This is a genomic window from Rossellomorea sp. RS05, assembly GCF_039822645.1.
GTDB classification, from domain to species: Bacteria; Bacillota; Bacilli; order Bacillales; family Bacillaceae_B; genus Rossellomorea; species Rossellomorea marisflavi_B.
On record NZ_JBDKWY010000001.1, the window covers coordinates 625,262 to 644,479 of the forward strand.

General features: G+C 41.2%; 24 protein-coding genes. 18 read left to right on the forward strand and 6 right to left on the reverse strand.

Features of this window, described 5'->3' with window-relative positions; translation table 11 throughout:
- Window positions 1–71: 71 nt before the first annotated feature.
- From ABJ225_RS03225 to ABJ225_RS03235, 3 genes are all read right to left on the reverse strand, one after another.
- On the reverse strand, window positions 72–776 hold the full coding sequence (locus ABJ225_RS03225; protein WP_347318381.1) for a DUF421 domain-containing protein: 705 nt from the start codon (window positions 774–776) through the stop codon (window positions 72–74).
- A gap of 65 nt (window positions 777–841) precedes the next feature.
- The gene (locus tag ABJ225_RS03230) at window positions 842–1,246 is read right to left on the reverse strand and encodes a DUF6944 family repetitive protein (RefSeq protein ID WP_481900603.1); all 405 of its coding nucleotides are present in this window, start codon (window positions 1,244–1,246) and stop codon (window positions 842–844) included.
- A 9-nt stretch (window positions 1,247–1,255) separates the two neighbouring features.
- Complete coding sequence (locus ABJ225_RS03235) at window positions 1,256–1,657, reverse strand: hypothetical protein (protein WP_347318385.1); 402 nt, start codon at window positions 1,655–1,657, stop codon at window positions 1,256–1,258.
- A gap of 125 nt (window positions 1,658–1,782) precedes the next feature.
- Here ABJ225_RS03235 and ABJ225_RS03240 point away from each other — a divergent pair, with 125 nt between their 5' ends.
- From ABJ225_RS03240 to ABJ225_RS22345, 4 genes are all read left to right on the forward strand, one after another.
- Window positions 1,783–1,941, forward strand: coding sequence for a hypothetical protein (locus tag ABJ225_RS03240; protein ID WP_347318387.1), 159 nt, complete (start codon window positions 1,783–1,785; stop codon window positions 1,939–1,941).
- A 249-nt stretch (window positions 1,942–2,190) separates the two neighbouring features.
- Window positions 2,191–2,505, forward strand: coding sequence for a hypothetical protein (locus tag ABJ225_RS03245; protein ID WP_347318389.1), 315 nt, complete (start codon window positions 2,191–2,193; stop codon window positions 2,503–2,505).
- A gap of 1,079 nt (window positions 2,506–3,584) precedes the next feature.
- On the forward strand, window positions 3,585–3,977 hold the full coding sequence (locus ABJ225_RS03250; RefSeq protein ID WP_347318391.1) for an S-Ena type endospore appendage: 393 nt from the start codon (window positions 3,585–3,587) through the stop codon (window positions 3,975–3,977).
- 227 nt (window positions 3,978–4,204) lie between these two features.
- Window positions 4,205–4,348: a helix-turn-helix domain-containing protein gene (locus ABJ225_RS22345; protein WP_079516003.1), complete on the forward strand. Its 144-nt coding sequence runs from the start codon at window positions 4,205–4,207 to the stop codon at window positions 4,346–4,348.
- A 95-nt stretch (window positions 4,349–4,443) separates the two neighbouring features.
- Here ABJ225_RS22345 and ABJ225_RS03255 read toward each other — a convergent pair whose 3' ends face one another.
- Both ABJ225_RS03255 and ABJ225_RS03260 read right to left on the reverse strand, forming a co-directional pair.
- On the reverse strand, window positions 4,444–6,876 hold the full coding sequence (locus tag ABJ225_RS03255; protein ID WP_347318393.1) for a hypothetical protein: 2,433 nt from the start codon (window positions 6,874–6,876) through the stop codon (window positions 4,444–4,446).
- Window positions 6,877–7,403: 527 nt separating this feature from the next.
- On the reverse strand, window positions 7,404–8,864 hold the full coding sequence (locus ABJ225_RS03260; protein ID WP_347318395.1) for a SulP family inorganic anion transporter: 1,461 nt from the start codon (window positions 8,862–8,864) through the stop codon (window positions 7,404–7,406).
- 122 nt (window positions 8,865–8,986) lie between these two features.
- On the opposite strand from ABJ225_RS03260, the gene ABJ225_RS03265 reads away from it, so the two are divergent.
- Complete coding sequence (locus tag ABJ225_RS03265) at window positions 8,987–9,529, forward strand: recombinase family protein (protein WP_347318397.1); 543 nt, start codon at window positions 8,987–8,989, stop codon at window positions 9,527–9,529.
- A 52-nt stretch (window positions 9,530–9,581) separates the two neighbouring features.
- Here the strand turns inward: ABJ225_RS03265 and lexA are convergent, their stop codons facing one another.
- Complete coding sequence (lexA, locus tag ABJ225_RS03270; protein ID WP_053427197.1) at window positions 9,582–10,202, reverse strand: transcriptional repressor LexA; 621 nt, start codon at window positions 10,200–10,202, stop codon at window positions 9,582–9,584.
- Window positions 10,203–10,359: 157 nt separating this feature from the next.
- On the opposite strand from lexA, the gene yneA reads away from it, so the two are divergent.
- From yneA to ABJ225_RS03335, 13 genes are all read left to right on the forward strand, one after another.
- Window positions 10,360–10,683, forward strand: coding sequence for a cell division suppressor protein YneA (yneA, locus tag ABJ225_RS03275; RefSeq protein ID WP_053427196.1), 324 nt, complete (start codon window positions 10,360–10,362; stop codon window positions 10,681–10,683).
- An 11-nt stretch (window positions 10,684–10,694) separates the two neighbouring features.
- A complete protein-coding gene (locus ABJ225_RS03280; RefSeq protein ID WP_053427195.1) occupies window positions 10,695–11,345 on the forward strand; it encodes a YneB family resolvase-like protein in 651 nt (216 codons plus the stop codon).
- A gap of 69 nt (window positions 11,346–11,414) precedes the next feature.
- Window positions 11,415–11,645, forward strand: a complete 231-nt coding sequence (locus tag ABJ225_RS03285) for a DUF896 domain-containing protein (protein ID WP_053427194.1) — start codon at window positions 11,415–11,417, stop codon at window positions 11,643–11,645.
- A 195-nt stretch (window positions 11,646–11,840) separates the two neighbouring features.
- The gene (gene tkt / locus ABJ225_RS03290) at window positions 11,841–13,847 is read left to right on the forward strand and encodes a transketolase (RefSeq protein WP_347318400.1); all 2,007 of its coding nucleotides are present in this window, start codon (window positions 11,841–11,843) and stop codon (window positions 13,845–13,847) included.
- A 54-nt stretch (window positions 13,848–13,901) separates the two neighbouring features.
- The gene (locus ABJ225_RS03295) at window positions 13,902–14,357 is read left to right on the forward strand and encodes a GNAT family N-acetyltransferase (RefSeq protein WP_218245938.1); all 456 of its coding nucleotides are present in this window, start codon (window positions 13,902–13,904) and stop codon (window positions 14,355–14,357) included.
- Between the two features lie 102 nt (window positions 14,358–14,459).
- Entirely contained in the window at window positions 14,460–14,897 is a 438-nt protein-coding gene (gene sirA, locus ABJ225_RS03300; protein WP_218245939.1) for a sporulation inhibitor of replication protein SirA, read from the forward strand.
- Between the two features lie 85 nt (window positions 14,898–14,982).
- Window positions 14,983–15,204, forward strand: coding sequence for a YneF family protein (locus ABJ225_RS03305; RefSeq protein WP_048003937.1), 222 nt, complete (start codon window positions 14,983–14,985; stop codon window positions 15,202–15,204).
- Window positions 15,205–15,404: 200 nt separating this feature from the next.
- Entirely contained in the window at window positions 15,405–15,896 is a 492-nt protein-coding gene (locus ABJ225_RS03310) for a tyrosine-type recombinase/integrase (RefSeq protein WP_347318403.1), read from the forward strand.
- A gap of 258 nt (window positions 15,897–16,154) precedes the next feature.
- On the forward strand, window positions 16,155–16,604 hold the full coding sequence (locus ABJ225_RS03315) for a hypothetical protein (RefSeq protein WP_056536932.1): 450 nt from the start codon (window positions 16,155–16,157) through the stop codon (window positions 16,602–16,604).
- A 313-nt stretch (window positions 16,605–16,917) separates the two neighbouring features.
- Entirely contained in the window at window positions 16,918–17,124 is a 207-nt protein-coding gene (locus tag ABJ225_RS03320; protein ID WP_347318405.1) for a DNA-binding protein, read from the forward strand.
- Window positions 17,125–17,262: 138 nt separating this feature from the next.
- Window positions 17,263–17,451 carry a hypothetical protein gene (locus ABJ225_RS03325; RefSeq protein ID WP_286188198.1) on the forward strand — a complete coding sequence of 63 codons (189 nt, stop codon included), beginning with the start codon at window positions 17,263–17,265 and terminating at the stop codon, window positions 17,449–17,451.
- A gap of 214 nt (window positions 17,452–17,665) precedes the next feature.
- Complete coding sequence (locus ABJ225_RS03330) at window positions 17,666–17,734, forward strand: YneF family protein (protein WP_347319297.1); 69 nt, start codon at window positions 17,666–17,668, stop codon at window positions 17,732–17,734.
- Between the two features lie 255 nt (window positions 17,735–17,989).
- Window positions 17,990–19,111 (forward strand): CamS family sex pheromone protein, encoded by a 1,122-nt coding sequence (locus ABJ225_RS03335; protein WP_347318407.1) that lies wholly within the window; start codon window positions 17,990–17,992, stop codon window positions 19,109–19,111.
- Window positions 19,112–19,218 lie beyond the last annotated feature (107 nt).

Genomic DNA, 19,218 nt, shown 5'->3' on the forward strand with positions numbered 1-19,218 from the left:
CACAGGGCACCCACAAAACACCCTGTTTGTCTGTAAATGATTAAAATAACTACCAACTGTTTAATAATCGATTATTCTATATCCGTTGGATTAGACAAGCGATCTGAGTACAAATCAATAATTAAATTTCCTTTGCTGTTAATAACTCCATAATACACATCTCTAACCTGCACATGGCGATTGCTGCATTGATTTACTATCCAATCTTCTGTGTATGTATTATTTGTGTTTTTCTTAATAACTTCACCTTCCATGATCAACTCAATAGGAAGCATACTTGGAGACGAAGAAATGTGAAGATCACTCTTGCTTGGGTTTTGGAAAGCTTCTTTCTTCAATATAGATAAGTCACCACTCACTTCAAGGATTGCATATTCAACTTCGGAAATATCAAAGATATCTTTTTCACGAAGTAGTTGATTTAAATCATCAAGAGAGAAATTTGTCTTCTTCATATTATGATCCAATATTCTTCCGTTTTCTATAAAAACTGTAGGTCTGCCGGATAGCCATTTTCTAAGGTGACGGCTTTTTGAAGAAATCACCATTGATAAATAAAATAAAAAGATTAAAGCGATAAAAGAGAAGAGCATTTCAAAGAATTTCAAGTTAGTGTCAAATCCCATATTCGCTATAGAAGAACCAATCGTGACGGAAAGGGCAAAGCTATAGTGGTTCTTATGAGAATTTATGTGTTTTCCGATTATCGAGGTAATAAGAATCAATAAAATAAAGCTAATAATTGTTCTTGAAAGAGTTATAACAAAGCCTTCCATTAGCAGCTACTCCGTTTGCTTTTTTCTTCAGTTATTGCCTTCTTTCAAAAAAATAACCCCTTAATTTAAGGGATTATTTCAGGAGAGACGTTGCCTATACCATCAGCTGCCAATATCTCTTCTCCCCCTATAGCTTGTAATCCTGCTCCTACAGATTGTAATAAATCACCTGAAACAGCAAATTGCTGTGCTTTTAAAAGTGCAGACTCACTAAGTGCGGTCAACTGAGCTGAAACAGCTGAAGCCTCTACAAGTTGCCCTAAAGTTTGAACCCAGATCCCAATAATAATTTTTGTATCTCCGCCCGATTCTTCAGTAAAGGAATATAGTTTACTGAGTAAAATGGCTTCATAAAATACGCCAAAAGCTTGAATCCATTGGGCAACAGCGACCTGTTGCTCATATCCTGCTTTTTCTTCAAGCAATAGTGTATCGATATAAGGTTTCTTGCTATTTCGGCTTCCTTTCATTAAAGTCACCTACCCATCAGTTTTTAGAAAATGGTTTATTTGATGTTTACTACATTTCGTTAATATATTTGTAAGAGCTGTGCCAAGTTTTCTTGTTTGTAGATTCTCTAAGTTTTTAGCCCTGATGAACTCATTTTTATCTTTAATTTTTTCTAACCCTGGATTAATATGGTCTTGTTGAAGCATGTAGGCAGATATTAATTGCTCAAAGATACCTATTAAGATTTTGTGATCTTCAATTAGAATCTTTGGAGGTTTCACCTCTAACAAGTCACTGACGGCAGAATTACAAGCCTCAATGTTATTTCTTAATTTTCTGTAGGTGTTATCCACATTTTGATTTCTTTGGCTCATCATCGAAATTCTGTTACCAATTCGAGACAATACTGCTCCATACTCAGTTATTTTCATAAGAGTTCCTCCCAGCCCATAAAGTTACTCTAATATATGATGTATGGATTAAAACGTTAATTCTTTATTGAAGTATTCAACTTCTGAATCAGTGGGCATATGCTGAGTTTTGAGGAGTTGATTAAATGGATAATGCCAATACAAGTACACAAATTCAAAGCAATTTTGAGTTGCTGGTAGGACGGTTATTCACCCTTGGAGGATCCGTTTTATTTCTAATTGGTTCTCTTATTGCTGCAGTCCTCGCTTATAGAGACTATGAAGACTCACTAGGAACAGGGTGAGGAGAAGTGTCAAAACTTAAATTCGTCGCGTATATTATTAAGAAAAGAAAACCTGCTTTATTTAAACAAACAAATTTTAGAACTTCTCTATATTATAGGGAGGTTCTTTTTTATTGTCCGAAAACCGGGGTCAGCTCAATTCTCTTTTTATTCGGAAAGGTACGATGCTTGTTGACCTACTTATCATGCCCAATCATGAAATTAAATTCATGCATATCATGATAACTGACTAATAAGGAGGTATGCTTAATGTATCAGGAACATCAGAGCGATATAAATATTGATGAGTGCGAAAGGTTAAGACCAGGATTTGGTGGGTTTGGAGGTTTTGGAAGACCTTATGGGTTTGGGCGTCCGTTTGGATTCGGAAGGCCATTTTGGGGTGGCCCATTTTTAGGGGGAGTAGCTGGGGGCCTATTAGGAGCTTCACTGCTTTCACCATATGGATATGGTTATGGTGCTGGATACGCATACGGACCGTCTTATGGATATGGGGCAGGCTATGGATACGGTCCCTCATATGGATATGGCCCGGGCTACGGATATGGATCAGGATGTTGCTAAGATTAGGTAAGAAAAATAACCACCCTTAAAGGGTGGTTATTTTCTACACTACACAATGGGGTCTTTTTGCATAGGCGGTCAAAGTTGAAGCGAAAGGGTGCTCAATCTCTTCTCATTAAAAAATAATACCCAAAAAAATCGTTTATACTCTAGTTTCATTGTGAAAGGTATTGTAAAAAGCAACAAATAAAAGGAGGAACTGTTACTGTACAGGTGGTTGCTCCTTTTATATTAGTTCATTGAAGAAGGTATCAAAATTGAATCAGATGGAAATTGGGACTACGGCGAATTTTTTCTATGGGAGATGTTACAAACTTAATATATGTTGCTGCATTGATATAGGTGCCTTTTCTATCCGTGAATAGAAGTAAAAAAATAGGGTACGCTATAAATGACCTTGTACTGATACATGGTTAATTTTCCGACCTTCTGATGGCCATTCTTCTAAACCTAACTAATGAAGATGGTAATATGTAAAGCCCATCTTTGTCAGGGATGGGCTTTTGCATTTGATGCAAGTATCTTCTATTACATTCTGTTACGAATGAACATCTCAATCCACTAACAAAAACACACTTTTATTGAAAAAATACTGAACATTAATTAAAGCGATTTACCATACCCCTTTTAATTCAGTAAAAACTTAAAGATATTGAATGATATTTCACCCTAAATTCTTATCCATATTCGTCCGAAAATGGATTGCTTGTAAATTATTCACTAATTGTAACAGATTGTTTAGAGAGTACCAGAACTCTGACCAGAAGAGTAAAAATAACATCCTTAATATTTGGATAGTAAATTCTAACGAACAATTTTCATGAAGTCGCATAAAATGTTTAATGTAAGGATTGATTGGTCATCAATCCTTTTGCAAGTTTGCTGGGGATCGGCCAGATCTTTACTCTTTCTCTAATTCTATTAGAGAAAGAGTTTTTTTCGTTAATTAACTATTATTTTGAATTTGCAAGTAGAAATTAAGACTATTCTATTAAGTTAATTGAGAGTAAATGGGGCAAGCGTACAAGCATAAAATATTTAACCACATATTCTATAGAAAAGAAAGGTGGTGAAATAATATGGATTGCTTCAGTAAACCTCTAGGAAAAGATGTTAAATGTCCTCAAAGGCCAAAAAGGGAATGTAAAGACGCTCATTTTGAGAACTGTGCTCCTATTTCAGGTAGTGGAAACAGGGACGTAAATGTAATTTTTGATGTTGAGCCCAATAGTCTTCATGTAACAGCTGCAGGGACTATCGAAAATTTCAGTGATCAATCATTTAACGTTCGTTTTGAAAGAGAGAATAGTGCTCCAATAATTATTCTAATAGCACCCCATAGTTCTATTACTTTTGTCTACGATAATCTAATTAGAATTGCGACTACTGGTACTGCTCCTGAGAGAACCTATAATGGTTCGTTAAAGATTCAATTGCACTATACCTTTGAAAGAGTTTGTAAAAAGTACTAATAAATTTGAGCCTCGAACTCTTTCGGGGCTTTTTAATCTTGAGTTTTTAATATAAGGATTTCAGGAATAACAAAAGAGGGTTGGTAAGAAATAATAATTACATTATAATGTGATTGTTAACTAGAATACTGAAGTTAGTATAGACTATAAAATAACCTAAATGATTTCATTTTTTTTAATAGGTGAGTTAAAATAATTGATATACAAAAAAAACAGTAGGCAATCATATTCAAAGGACTCGAAGGTCAAAGGACATTACACTTAGGAAATTAAGTGTAATGACAGGTATATCTCTCAATTACCTATCACAAATTGAAAATGGAAAAAAGAATTCCTCTTTAATGAAATTGACTATAATTTTTTTTACTTAGAAATTGGTTGGGAAGACTTGTTTGAGCGTATTTGGTGAAATTTTAAATGTAAATAAAAGAGAATGCAATTAATTAGTTTGCATTCTCTTTCTTATTTAAATTAAGTCGCAGTTTGTAATAAATGAGGTTGGACTGCCTTGCGATACAAACGGAACAAGGGTTTGGAAAGTAGTGGTCGTATTATCGGTAGCGAAGATTTCCCAAGTAATCTGACCAGTTACTGTATTCAGAGTAGCGGTCACTTGCGCTTCGAATGTTCGTGAAGGACCATTATTTATCCGCCCGTTAATAACCCCCTCAACAGTAGCGATCGTTAACCCGGCCCCACAAGTAATTGACGTGCGTCGTCCCTGTGTAAACTGAAAGTTCTCTCCGTTACCCGCGTTAAAGACGAAGTTGAAATTATCGACTGCTGGATTGCATATACCCTGTATTCCTTCTCCACACTCAACGACTGTAATGTTCAGTGTGCCGGTGTAATCGGTTGTGTTGCCAAATTGGGTAACCCGTATTTGGGCGCCCGGCTGAGCTCCGCCTTGGGTATTTAATCTGAAACGACATGGGCAATCTTCCGGAGGAAATGGACAATCAACCGATACGTTAACAGGACCGGCCGTGACGTCTTGCCCACCAACCGTTGCGGAGGCCGTAATCGTCACCGTCTCCACAGCACCAACTGCAGGTTGAACGGTGGCAGTGTAAGACCCGTCAGCCTGAGTGATGGCTGGATTAGGATTAACAAAGACATTGTTGCCAGGGGAAGCGACCGTGAAGAATACCGGTATGCCAGCCACTGGAGAACCGTCACATAATAAAGTGCCGTTTATAGGAGCTCCGTCACACCCCACTACGATACCTGGAGGAACTAGGGTTAAGGAAGGATTCGCACATTCAAGGCAACTGGCACGGACGTAAGCTGTCGTGGAAATCGGGATATTATTGACTTCAGCACTGGCAGTGATCGGTACTCCCTCCTGCACATCTGTGCCAAATGGAACCGTAGCAAGACTTTGGAATTCTCCGTTTTGATCGGTTAAGACTTGAGATGGTGTAAACTCGACCAAGGAACTGGAAAGCGTTACTTCAACATTTGGAACCGGTGTGCCTTCGCATAACACTCGACCAGTGATTGGCTTGCTGCAACTGATTGGAGATGGGTTATCGAGCTGAATGATTGGATTCACGCATTCACAATCGACTAGGACATTTCTTGTAGGGGATGAAGTCGGAATGCCACCTACTATTGTAGAGGCTTGGATGGTAATAAGCTCGCTAGCTCCGACACTTGGAAGGATTGTAGCTGTATATGTTCCATCTGCCCCGGTTATGGCCGGATTTGGAGATATGATAACTTCGGCCTGAGGTGGGAAAATGGTGAAAGAAATCGGTGCGCCTGAGATCGGCTGACCGTCACAAGTGAGTTGGCCTGTGATTTGCGCCCCCTCACATCCTACTGTCTCTGCCGGTACGTTTAACGTAAGAATTGGATTGGTACAATTTTCACACCCAGCAATAACCGTACCAGTTGCAGAAACAGGTATACCAAAAGGAGTTGCAGTTGCGGTATAAGAAACAGTTTGATTTGGAGTTCCTGGTGCAACGGTGACAGCACTTGAAAATTCACCGTTTTGATCTGTCACAGAGGTCGGAGTGGTGAAATTTAAGATAGGATTTCCGGAAAAAGTGACGGGTAAATTCGGTATCGGAGTGCCGTTGCATGTTAAACGACCTGAAAGGGTGCCATTACAGCTGATTTGCATAACCTCATCCAAATCAATGGTCGGATTATCACATGGTGGGCAAATGACTCGAATGGATTGGGGAGTGGTGCTGACGACTATGCCACCTACAGTGGTTGTGGCCGTTAATGTAATGGTTTCATCTACTCCCCTAAATGGAAGGAGGGTGGCTGTATATTCCCCGTTAACTCCAGTGATAGATGGATTGGGATTGACAACGACCCTTCCCGAAGAGCTCTGAACAGTGAAGCTAATAGCTGCACTTGGTATAGATTGGCCATCACAAGTCAATCTTCCACTGATTTGAGCACCTTGACACGTCACTACTTCGGTAATGGCGTTAATCGTTAACGTAGGGTTTTGACATACTATACACCCGACCCTGGTGGTTATACTTGTGGTATCGGTTCGTCCATTTATTTCAGTGGAAGCCGTGATGATGACATTTGGAGTAATGGGAGTACCTCTCGGAATGGTAACGGTTGTGGTGAATTGACCAAAACGATTAGTAACAGGTCGTGGATTAGCAAAAATCAACCCTGGAAAAGACGATGACAACTCTACAATTTGTAAACTTAGAGGTCGCATATCACATAACACCCGTCCAGTAATGGTCCCAGTGCAGCTAATGGCTACGATTTGATCCAACTGGATCATGGGGTTTATACAATCCGCAGGAAAAATGTCAGGACAGCCTTTTGGAGCTAACTTTTGAATACATAAATTTTCAACATTATCTTTTTTTTCTTCATTAAACAATTGCGTTTCTCCTCTCAGTAAATAAGTCAAATCTTCACCATCAACATATGAAAATAGAGAAATATAGGTACGCCCTTTTTAAATGTTCCAATGCTATATGAAAAAAGGGTGGAATTACGGAGGTGAATCCACTCACGATTCCACCAACAAAACACACACACTTTTAATAAAAGTTACGATATAATATTGAAAGAGTTTTTTTGAAATCCCCATTATATCAACAATTAATCAAAGTTATTATACGGAATTCTCCCCAGAATTCTAATCCGTACACAAGTTCACCCTTGGGAGCGCGAGCAATATATTCAAATGTATTAATCTATCTAAAAATCCCCCTGAAGGGTTGCACCCTTCAGGGGGATTTTTTTACAATTTGATTAGAATACATATCGCATACACCCTGCGCATAGGGGTTCAGGAAATAAACTTCCTCATTGGGAGAATTGAAACTGCTTCTATATGACACAATGAGTGAGATGAATCTAATGTAGACCGTTGTCTGTCCCATAAGACGACGGTGACACTAAAAACGGATGCCGCAGCATCCGTTTTGTATATTAAGCTGATAGAGTCGTTTTTTGGTCTATCAACAGTAAGAGGGAGTCCTGAATCTTTTTACTCGATGAGCTTAGTCCGACCGTCTCCACATCACAGCCTTGGTCTCTGCACTTTGACAAGACTTTTTCGAAGGCTGCCACAGCGGACTCATCCCAGATCTGTGCACCGGTAAAATCGATTTTTACATGTTGTACCTCATCAGACAATTGGAATGCACCCACAAACGTCTCCACGGATGCAAAGAACAATTGACCCTCCACTTTAAAATGACGATTCACACCCTCAACTTTTTCCGTCACCTTCAGCGTGGATATCTTGGCCACAAAGAACATGGCGCTGAGCAATACCCCTGCAATGACCCCTTTTGAGAGATCGTGAGTGGCAACCACGATGGCGACGGTGATGAGCATCACTGCGGCATCTGCTTTAGGAGCTTTCCTGATGTAACGGAATGATGACCAGTCGAACGTACCGATAGAGACCATGATCATGATTCCGGCGAGAACCGCCATGGGGATCTTCACGACGAAATCCCCAAGTACGATGATTAGGAACATCAGGAAAGAGCCTGCAACAAAGGTGGATAAACGTCCCCGTCCACCGGATTTTACATTGATCACCGACTGACCGATCATCGCGCATCCGGCCATCCCACCGAAGAATCCATTGATGATATTGGCGATTCCCTGACCCCTTGCTTCCTGATTTTTATTGCTGTCCGTATCCGTCATGTCATCTACGATGGAAGCCGTCATAAGGGATTCGAGTAGTCCTACAATCGCGAGTGCGAGTGAGTAGGGTAAAATGATACTCAATGTCTCAAGTGAGAACGGGATATCGGGAAGGAAGAACGATGGCAAGGTCTGACGTATCGTCCCGAGATCTCCCACGGTCCTTAAGTCTGCCTTTGAAATCAAGGCAACGGCAGTAAGCACCACAATAGCCACTAGGGGGGCGGGGATGGATTTTACGAATCGGGGCAGCACATACACAACCACCAATGTCACCGCCACAAATACATAGGTCATCCCATTAATGTTGAAAAAGTGAGGCACTTGGGCTGAAAAAATCAGGATGGCCAAAGCATTCACGAATCCGATCATCACAGCGCGTGGGATGAATTTCATGAGCCTTGCGATTTTACATACACCGAACAAGAGTTGGATGACTCCTGTCAGGATAGTGGCTGCCAACAGATAGTTTAACCCATAATCTTTGACAAGAGGGACCATGACAAGGGCCATGGCACCGGTAGCAGCAGAAATCATGGCAGGTCTTCCGCCGACAAAGGAAATGATGACGGCAATACAAAAAGAAGCGTATAGCCCGACCATAGGATCGACACCCGCTATGATGGAAAAGGCAATGGCCTCAGGAATGAGCGCAAGGGCTACGACGATCCCGGAAAGGATGTCTCCCCTGACATTCGAAAACCATTGTTGTTTTATGGTATTCTTCATATTGTCACCTCAAAAAAATCATATATTTTAATTCAATAGAAAACAGTTTATCACCGATTTTCCCAAAAGTAAACCTTTTCGGGAAAAGTAATTACAAACAGGTGAAGGGGAAGGAGATAGGTATGATCATCGGATACTACAGACCGAGCAATGATGATCCTGAAGGACGGATCCAGGAGAAAAAACTACTGGAGAAAAAATGCACGGTTTTATACAAGGAGGAACATTCTTCACCGAAGAGGAGAGTGAACTTGGAAGCGCTGCTTGCAGAAGCAGGGCAGGGGGATACGGTCGTCGTGGCTTCTCTAATCGACTTCGCTGATTCCACCCGGCAGCTATTGGAACTTTTAAACGAGTTAGAAACGAAAGGGACACAGTTCATTTCCATATCTGAAGGGCTGTCGACCAGTCCTGGGAAGACGTACCGTTTTCAGGAGGTATTGGAGCATCTTATAAGCTTTCAAAGCGATGTGATCAGTGAAAGGACAAAAAAGGGCTTAGGAGAAGCTAAAGAGAAGGGAGTCAGTACGGGACGACCGCGCAAGCCTGATGAAAATGTAAAAAAGGCCATCGCCATGTATGAATCAAAAACGTACAGCCTGGCGGAAATAAAAGAAAAAACGGGCATCAGTAAGTCCACTTTATACCGCTATCTTGAAAGATAGAAGAAAAGGAGCTTCCGCCACATGTGACGGAAGCTCCTTTTTGCTTGTCATTTTAATGAACTTGACGGTAGACACCGACGACCTTGCCCAAAATGGATACATTGCGTAGGATGATCGGATCCATGGAGGAATTTTCAGGCTGGAGCCTCACGAAATCTCTTTCTTTGAAGAATCGTTTCACGGTCGCTTCATCTTCTTCCGTCATGGCGACTACGATCTCCCCATTGTTGGCGGTTTGCTGTTGCCTTACGATGACGAAATCCCCGTCGAGGATACCGGCTTCGATCATACTGTCACCCATGATTTCCAGCATGAAAGTATGCTCGTCAGCAGGAGCCATTCTTTCCGGGAGAGGAAAGTACTCTTCGACATTTTCAACCGCTGTGATCGGTTGACCGGCTGTGACTTTCCCGATGAGGGGAACATTCACAACATTATGGCGGGGGATCGAGTCTTCCACCAGGTCGAGGATCTCGATGGCTCTTGGCTTGGTCGGATCCCGGCGGATGAGGCCTTTGCTTTCGAGTCGGGCCAGATGGCCGTGGACAGTGGAGCTTGAGGCAAGTCCAACGGCTTCCCCGATCTCACGTACGGAAGGCGGATAGCCCTTTTCTTTTACGGAGCTTTTGATATATTCCAAGATATCCTGCTGCCGTTTGGATAGTTTTGTCATAGTCACGCACCTCAATCTATCGATCTTATGTTCCCATTATAACATGGGGATGGGAACGATACAAACATAAGTTCGAATTTTCGATTGACTCCAAACGGATGTTCGTATTATGATGGATACAACAAGCAGAACAAACATTCGTATGGAGGGGAACATTATGGCAGGAAAACTTTGGGCGAATTACTCATATATACTCGTATTTTTTGGTTTGGCACTTATGGCTTCAATCTATTTCATTCTTCAAATGGGAGGCGGAGTATCTTATCATAGTATCGAGGTGCAGGATGGTGATACGCTCTGGACCATAGCAGAGGAATACAGCAGCGACTCTTCCATGTCCACCGATGAATTTATCAAGTGGGTGGGAGAAAGGAATAATCTTTCCACTTATACAATTTCTGCAGGTGATTCACTAGTGCTTCCAGTCGAAAAGAAGCTCGGGATCAACGGGGATTATCAGTATGTCATGAACGAGGAATAGAGGGATTTTAAATGAATGCGATCATCTACTGTCGGGTGAGTACGAAGAAAGATACACAAGAAACATCACTCGAACGTCAGGAAGAAGAACTGTCCAAGCTTGCGCTGGAGTATGGGATGCAGGTGACATCGGTCATAAAGGATCAGGCAAGCGGTTATGATCTTGACCGGCCAGGCGTCCTCGAGATGCTGGACATAGTAAGGGATCAGTCGATCGATGCGGTGTTGATCCAGGATGAGACGAGGATTGGAAGGGGCAATGCGAAGATTGCCCTGATCCATTGCCTGTTGAAAGAAGAGGTCAAAATTATCAGTCAATCCCACAGCGGCGAGCTCCACCTATCGGACTCCGACTCCATGGTCATCAATATCGTAAGCATGGTGGAGGAATATCAGCGCAAGCTGCATAACCTGAAGATCAAAAGGGGGATGAAAAGGGCAGTTGCGAATGGGTTCCGTCCCCAGAAGAATCTGAAGAACAAAGGGAATATCGAAGGCAGGGAACGAAAGGAAGTCCCCGTCGAAGAAATCGTCAGGCTGCGCAAAAATGAGCTAACATTTGCAGAAATTGCCGCTACTTTGCGTGGGTTTGGCTACGACGTTTCGAAGGCAACCGTTCATCGGCGCTATAAAGAACATATGGACTCCATCGATCAAGCGTAACCCTTGTCATCACCCTTTATATTTAGTAACATGTCGTTATACGTTACCGAAATCAAAGGGGTTTTATAGATGCTTTCAAAAGAAAAAATGAACCGGATCAATGAATTGTCCAAAAAATCCAAGTCTACCGGGCTTTCAGCAGATGAAGCGAAGGAACAGACCAGGTTGAGGAAAGAATATCTTGAGACGTTCCGTCAATCCATGAAAGGGACCATAGAGAATACCAGAATCTTTGATCCTGATGGGAATGAAGTGACGCCCAAGAAGATACAAGATATTCAAAACAAAAAGAAACACTGATTGTAAGTCAATACTGGATCACGCTGCCTTTTAAGCGTGGTCCTTTTTGATTATGTCGAATGAATGAGGCAGTGGTGAATTCAGAATGGATATCGGTTTTAACAAAAAGAGAGACGTGGTATCATTCAAGATAGTTGTATAAACAGCCAAAGAAGATTAATATTAAGTAGAGATTGAAAAGGAAGGATGTCTGACATGTTTGATAAAACAGATCAATTAGCAATTAACACAATCCGAACGTTATCGATCGACGCGATCGAAAAGGCAAACTCCGGTCATCCGGGAATGCCGATGGGTGCAGCCCCTATGGCGTATGCCTTATGGACACGCTTCATGAACCATAACCCAAAAAATCCTCATTGGTTTAACCGTGACCGTTTTGTTCTCTCTGCAGGGCATGGGTCAATGCTTTTATACAGCTTGCTTCACCTTTCAGGCTACGATGTTTCCATGGACGACTTGAAGAATTTCCGTCAGTGGGGAAGTAAAACACCTGGACACCCTGAGTATAAACATACAGCAGGTGTAGAAGCTACAACAGGCCCGCTTGGACAAGGAATCGCGATGGCGGTTGGTATGGCTATGGCTGAGAGACATATGGCAGCTACTTATAACAAAGAGGGCCACGACATCATCGATCACTTTACATACTCCATCTGTGGAGACGGAGATTTGATGGAGGGCGTTTCAGCTGAAGCAGCTTCACTTGCTGCTCACTTGAAATTGGGCCGCTTGGTCGTTCTTTATGATTCAAATGATATTTCCCTTGATGGGGAACTTGACAAATCATTCTCTGAAAGCGTCAAAGGACGTTTCGAATCCTACGGCTGGCAATATGTCCGCGTGGAAGATGGAAATGATCTTGAGGAAATCTCTAAAGCCATTGAAGAAGCACAGGGTGATACAAACCGCCCTACCATGATCGAGGTCAAAACGGTCATCGGCTACGGTGCACCTAATAAATCTGGTAAGTCTGCTGTCCATGGTGCTCCACTAGGGGAAGACGAGATGAAACTCACCAAGGACTACTATAAATGGACGTTCGATCAAGACTTCCATGTTCCGGATGAAGTCTACGCCCGTTTTGAAGAGAAAATCCAACAGGCTGGAAGTGAGAAAGAGGAAGCATGGGCGAAGAAATTCGTGGCATATCAAGATGCTCTTCCAGAACTTTCAGCACAGCTTGAAACAGCCATCAGAGGCGAATTGGCTGAAGGATGGGATAAAGAAATCCCTGTTTACGAAGAGGGCAGTTCATTGGCAAGCCGTGCTTCTTCAGGAGACGTACTGAATGCCATCGCTAAAAACCTGCCGACGTTCATCGGTGGATCTGCTGACCTTGCGGGTTCAAACAAAACGAACATCAAGGGTGAAACAGACTTCTCTGCAGAATCGTATGATGGGCGCAACATCTGGTTCGGTGTCCGTGAATTTGCCATGGGTGCGGCTATGAACGGTATGGCCCTTCACGGCGGCCTGCAGGTGTTTGGCGGAACATTCTTTGTGTTCAGTGATTATTTGCGTCCTGCCATCCGTTTGGCGGCTCTGATGGGACTACCGGTCACATACGTATTCACTCATGACAGTATCGCAGTTGGAGAAGATGGACCTACGCATGAGCCTGTAGAACAGCTTGCATCACTTCGTGCACTTCCGAATCTATCTGTCATCAGACCGGCAGATGGCAACGAAGTAGCAGCTGCGTGGAGACTTGCTGTTGAGTCGAAAGATCAGCCGACCATGCTTGTCCTTTCACGTCAGAATCTGCCGACCATGAAGTCTTCTGCTGATAAAGCGTATAACGGTGTAAGTAAGGGTGCGTATGTAGCATCCCCGGCTGGTAAGGAACAGCCTGATGCGATTTTGATTGCTACCGGTTCGGAAGTGGGTCTTGCCATGGACGCTCAAAAAGCACTTGAAAAAGACGGGATCAATGCATCGGTTGTCAGCATGCCTTCATGGGATCGTTTCGAAAAACAATCTGCGGAATACAAGGAATCCATCCTTCCGAAGAGCGTGAAGAAACGTCTTGCCATCGAAATGGGCTCTCCACTCGGATGGGACCGTTACGTCGGTGATGAAGGTGACATCCTCGCTATTGACGGATTCGGTGCCTCAGCGCCTGGAGAAAAAGTGATGGAAGAGTACGGATTTACAACAAATAATGTTGTGTCCCGTATTAAAGCCTTACTTCAAAAGTAAAACATCCTGAGCCGGCTCATCCATTGAGCCGGCTTTTTTTAGGTGGTGTACATGATGGAGATTAAATGTGAACATCAAAAAGAGCGGAGTGCCTTCGTCCCTCTGTTGATGCTTGCCGATGAATCAGAAGCTGCAGTAAGAAGTTATCTTGAAGATGGGGAAGTGTACACCTTCTCATACAATGGAGAAATCGTCGGGATCATGCTCATAGTGGAATTGGATTCAACCATAATCGAGATAAAAAACATGGCTGTAGTAGCCTCATTCCGTGGACAGGGGATCGGCCGGCAAATGATCGAGTCAATAGAAAAGAAGGTCAGGAATTCGAGATATCGGACCATCCTTGTGGGGACATCCAATTCGTCCATCGGCAATCTGATGTTCTATCAAAAATGCGGTTTTCGCTTCGAAGCTATCAAAAAGGATTTCTTCCTCGACTATCCGGAGCCATTCTATGAAAATGGAATAAGAGGGTTGGACATGGTGATGCTGAAAAAAGAATTGGTATGAAACGGCGATTCGACAAAACTAGTCCATCTTCTCAACAAATTCTGACAACTCCCTTTTCTATGTTTGGGTATACTGAATAGTATAATGGGAGGGGGAGTAACTGTGCGACGCTATCAGGTCTATTGGATTGCAGAGGAGTTTGCCCAGCATTTTTACGGTAGGGAACGGATGTTTCACCAGCTTTTCAACGAGATGGAGAGTTCCACCGGGGAGCTGCACACCATCATTTCAAAACAAGTAGAGTATATTACAAGACCGATTCCATACCTCCCTACGAGACGCTTTATACAAAATGAATTACTATCGGTACAAGGTTCCGGTTGGGACGATGATAAAGCCATGATCCAACAGGAGTCATCCGGGGTCTCTCTCGAATTAAAAGAGAGAGCGTTGACGATTCATGCATGGGGTTTGGATGAATCAGAGTATATTTTCTTTGAAATCCTAAGAAGACATATGGGATACTTATTGGCTGTAGACATCCAAAATGAACGATTTGGTTGGTTAAAGCCAATAAAACAAAGAAAATTTATATATTAATTAAGAAATTATGACAGAAATATTGTATAATCTTCTTTGGTTTAGTACACTTTTATAAGGACAACATGAAGGAGGAAGTAAACGTATGTCAACGACCGCTATAGCTATTCTGGTCGGCGTGATCGCACTGCTTGCCGGAGTTGCGCTAGGGTTCTTCATCGCTCGTAAGTACATGATGAGCTATCTTAAGAAAAACCCGCCGATTAACGAACAAATGCTACGCATGATGATGATGCAAATGGGACAGAAACCGTCTCAGAAAAAAATCAATCAAATGATGAATGCTATGAACAAAAACATGAAATAATCATCCCTGATATACCTAGGGTTGACTGCACTTCATTTGATGACTTCTTATATAGATTGAAGATAATCTTTACAGAAAGGTTAAACCTTCTTCTATTAATTGCATTTGATATGGTTAATCTTTCGTATAATTCAAAAACAACCACTTTTCCTGTGAAAAATTAAGCAGGGGGGGTGGTTTTTTTGTTGCTTCTAGAAGATGTGATTAATGAGTATCTATATCATTGTCAAGCTAAGGGATATACACAGAAGACAATGATAAATAAGCGTTTTGAATTGCAACAAGCTAAGTGTTACCTTCAAGACAAAAGAGGGATATTGAGCCTTGATAATGTAACCGTACATGATTTAAGGGCTTATGTAAGGTTCAAGGTTCAAATTGGTTTAAAACCGCAAAGTACTGTGACACTGTTCAAGGTAATAAGGGCGTTTTTTTCTTGGTGTGAGAAAGAGGAATACATTAGAGTAAACCCATCTATTAAAGTTGAGTTACCTAAAGTACCGAAAAGGATAGTTGAAGGGCTTACTACTGATGAAGTTTATAGGATAATTAACGCTTTTTCTTATAAGACCTATTTAGAGGCAAGAAACAGAGCAATGTTATCTATAATGACTGATCTTGGATTAAGGGCTATGGAAATCGTCAAATCTCTATATCCATTATTCACTCTAATCTTATGGATCCATTTCTGAATTTCACCTGGTTGCTTTTCTCGGGTAGTGTTGATATCCGTAAACTGAGTTACACCAAACCCATCGACTTCATACTTGAAATCCACTGTAAATCGAAAATTTTCACCCATTTCAAATTATTAAAACGTATAGTGTCATAAATATTATCTCAAGTTTATCATGAAAATATTCTTCTGCGACTATTTGGACAATTATCTCTTAAATAGTGTTAGTCTTACAATGTTACAAAATAATACAAAAAGAGGAGAGGATTGTAGAATGGGAAAGAAGCTAGTCAAGTTTTTGTTTATCTTCGCTTTAGTAGGTAGTGGGTTCTTCGGCGTTGTTGGGAGCAAAGCCGAAGCAGCAAGTAGCAATAATGGCTATATCAAGACAAATGGTGGTAAATGTACAGTTCGCATGTACACGGATTACTACACATATTCCAAGACCGCATCCACTGTCGATAGTTGGGCAACTGCAACAGGTACATGTAAAACAATGTACTATAAAATGACCGTTAAATATGGTGACTCAGGGCATTCTGCAGGAAAACAACAATTTACAGGAAGCTTTAGCCGACAAACGCCTACCAAGGCATTCGCAATTAGTCAGATTGGGAAGTCAGAACCGTATAATTCTTATAGAATAAGAATTGATCTTTACTCGGATTCAAATAGAAAAAACCATATCGGTGCAACAGATACGAAAGTAATTATCAATAGGTAAAAACCCAATGGATGCTCTCTTTTTAGAGGGCATTTTTTATGGAGTTATACAAAAAAGTTCTATTATTATCATTAAAATCCGCACAATACTTTAGTACTGTTTTTTGGTCGATTATTAAGTGGAATTTATATTTGTTTATTTTATTTACATTAGTAAAATCCTATAACCACCTGTGTTCACACCACCTCATTTTGGTATATTTTAGGTATGAAATGGTAGAGTATTTTTTGTTTGTTTATTTTACTATTTTGAATTTTCTTTGATTTAATAATTATTCCGGAATACAATCGTGTCTTGTAGAGGAGGAAACAACATGAGTGAGCAACAGATGACAAGAGAAGAATTACCAGATGTAATGTCACCTATAGATGTAAAGTCATTTTTAGGTATTGGAAAGAAACAAACTTACGAAATGATGGAAAAACCACCTTTTCACTCAGTGAGGGTAGGAAGGCTACATAAAATTTCAAAAAAAAGCTCCTTCGAATGGTTTGATAATGGAGGGACAATTGGTGAATAGAAATGAGCTGCCAGAGGTAATGTCACCAATTCATGTAGAAAAATATCTAGGAGAATCCACCATTCCATGTAGCGAGAGTAGGAAGACGATATAAGGTATCTAAACGTGTATTTTTGGACTGGATAGAAGGTGAGGAAGATGATTGATGTAAAGGTAAATCAGGAAGAAGTTAAAGAGTTATACCTAGAGGAACTAAAGAGAGCAATTAAGGAAGCTGAGAAGCAGACAATTTTCTGGGACATGAAAGAGTTGGTACGGCAGACTAACCTATCGCTCAGTACTATTCAAAGGACATTCTTTTTTAACCAAGATTTCCCCAAAATATAAAGTAGGCGGTAAGTGGATGTTTCCAGCGCAAAAAACTAGGGAGTTTCTATTGGAATGGATAGAAAGGCAGCCTATATATTAATAGAAGAAAGATAAATCGAAATAAAGGCAATTCCTTAATTCTTGGTGGACACTTATTTATTTCCATGGTAAATTCTTCATAATAGGAAAAGTGATTTTGGATTCCTTATGAATGTTGATTTAACAATATTTGATGCAAATGGGACAGAAACCGTCTCAGAAAAAAATCAATCAAATAATGAATGCTATGAACAAAACATGAAATAATCATCCCTGTTCGATGGGACTGAGATAAATCATTTCGCTACGTTTTATTGGAGAGTAAGACTTTTCTACTGGAATTGCTGTCAGATTGGTTTATCCGTTTTATCGCAAAAAGCCACTTTCCATCGGGAAGTGGCTTTTTTGCGGGAAGGAAAGGTGAAGGTTCTCTAAAATGATGGATTTCACAAATTAGGATGAATATCATTCTTCAACCAATTTGATTTGTGGTAAACTATAGTCCGGAGGTTGTTATATGAAAAAATGGATGATTGCTTCACTTTCACTATTGATCTTCGCATCAGGATGCGCGAATAAGCCTTCTGAAGTTATTAATGATGAAACACTTGAAGCACAAAGCAAGGCAGCCGGTAAGGCGAGAGAATATTTAACCTATAAAATTGATCAAGAAAAAAAGTCCGTCAATCGTGGACTGATCACGCAGACGGTGAATAACCGCAGCGATATGGATGAAATTGAAACGGGCTTGATGTCTCAGTCGATTAAATACTTTCCCCCCGATAAAGTAAACTATCAGGAAGGTCAATACCTGACCGGCATCAAGGATTGGATCAAACGTAAGTCTTCTTCAAATAAAACAGGTTTGAATCCTGAATTGGAGATAGAGGACGGTATGGGATGGGAGGATCAGGTGAAGCTCGAAAAGGACAATCCTGCCTATCTTGCTTACATACATGAACAGAACTACGTAGATTCTGATGGAAAGATTCAAGGGATCTCCTTGGGGCTAGCCATGAACTCGGTCGATTATATCAGGGTGCAGGACAGTCAAAAGCTTATGCACTTTGACGAAAAGCAAATCAGTTCAAAAGAAATGGCTGCATACGGGAAAAAGGCAGCCGAAACGATCGTGAAGCGAATCAGGAAAAACTCGAAATTAAAAGATGTTCCTATTATGATTTCCCTTTATAAACTCCAGCCGACCAATAGCGTCGTGCCCGGAAATTACTTCACCACGGCATTTATCGATGGCAACGACAACTCCATCAAGAAGTGGAGTGACCTCGATGAAGAATACTATTACTTCCCAAGTGACAAAGGGGAAGAGAAAAACCGGGACCTGGCGAAGAACCTGTTGAACCTTGAAGATGAGGTATCCAAGTACTTCTCGCACCAGGATATCAAACTGGTCGGTAAAGCACTGTACTCCAATGATTCAATGAATAAGCTTGTGATCGAGGTGAACACAGGTATGGTCAAAGAGGCAGAACTAATCGGATTTTCCCAAGTGTTCGGCACTGAAATCGTCGATTATTTCCCTAATATCCCTGTGTATGTGTACGTTAAAACACCTAAAGGGGTCAAGGCCACGATGGTAAAAGAAGTGGACCAGGAACCGTTTGTGGACATTCAATGAGCATCTCTTCGGAGGTGCTTTTTTTTGCGCTGTAATCCGGGCGTTTTCTTTTGAAATGGCTGTTTTTTTCGTTTATTACCACCTGAGTATTTGGTAAAATAAAGAGT